The organism is Falsiroseomonas oryziterrae (assembly GCF_021864505.1).
Lineage (GTDB): Bacteria > Pseudomonadota > Alphaproteobacteria > Acetobacterales > Acetobacteraceae > Falsiroseomonas > Falsiroseomonas oryziterrae.
Genome location: NZ_JAKJIB010000647.1, coordinates 1 through 852, shown reverse-complemented (window position 1 = coordinate 852; position 852 = coordinate 1). Strand labels below are relative to the sequence as shown.

Annotated in this window: 2 protein-coding genes; one reads left to right on the top strand and one right to left on the bottom strand. The window is 76.8% G+C overall.

Features of this window, described 5'->3' with window-relative positions; genetic code table 11:
• A partial coding sequence (locus L2I40_RS23850) for a hypothetical protein (protein ID WP_237217826.1) occupies positions 1-210 on the bottom strand: 210 nt, incomplete at its 3' end.
• 91 nt (positions 211-301) lie between these two features.
• Here L2I40_RS23850 and L2I40_RS23845 point away from each other — a divergent pair.
• Positions 302-852, top strand: a 551-nt coding sequence (locus tag L2I40_RS23845; RefSeq protein WP_237217825.1) for an MFS transporter, incomplete at its 3' end; no start/stop codon positions are given.

The following is an 852-nucleotide window of genomic DNA, read 5'->3' as shown; positions in this document are numbered from 1 at the left end:
GGGGCTGCGCTGCGCGGCCTCCAGCGCCCGCAGGAACTCGGCGCGGCGCGCATCGTCGCGCAGCACCTCGATCAGCCGTCCCAACTCACCACCTTGCGGCCCAGCGGACGGCCCAGCGGACGGGGCGGTGGCCGGCGCAGTCGGGGCCTGCGCCTGGGCGGGTGCCACGGACAGCAGCAGGAACAGGAAAAGCCAGCGGACCGGATGCATGGCGCGGGTTGAACCCGGCCGGGCGGCAGGGTCAACCCGGAAAACTCGCCCGCCGGTTGCGGCACAGGAGGCGCCGCCCCAGGATGCGGCGGTGCAGCCAGGCGGCCCGTCCCTCTCCACGCTCATGGTCGCCCTGCTGGCCGCGCATCTCGCCGGGATGGGGGCCTTCCTGACCGTTCCGGTCCTGGCACCCGCCATCGCGGCCGAGACCGGCCTGCCGGCGAGCCTGGCCGGGCTGCACACCGCCCTCGTCTATGCCGGCGCGCTGCTCACCGGCCCGCTGACCGGCCCGCTGGTCCGGCGGCATGGCGGGGTGCGCGTGCTGCAGGTCGGACTGGTGCTGATCGGCTGCGGCATCGCGCTTGCGGCGCTCGGCCATCCGTGGGCGCTGGTGCTCTCCGCCTTCCTGGCCGGGATGGGCCATGGCCCGGTCACGCCGGGCGGCAGCCACCTGATCGCCGCCCGCACGCCGGCCCGGCGCCGCGCCCTGGTCTTCAGCCTCAAGCAGGCCGGCGTCCCGGCCGGCGCCATGCTCGTCGCCGCCGCCGCGCCGGCCATCGCGACCTACGGCGGCTGGCGCGCCGGCGTGCTGGCCATGGCGGCGGTCGCCTTCCTGGTCGCCCTGGCGCTCGAGCCGATCCG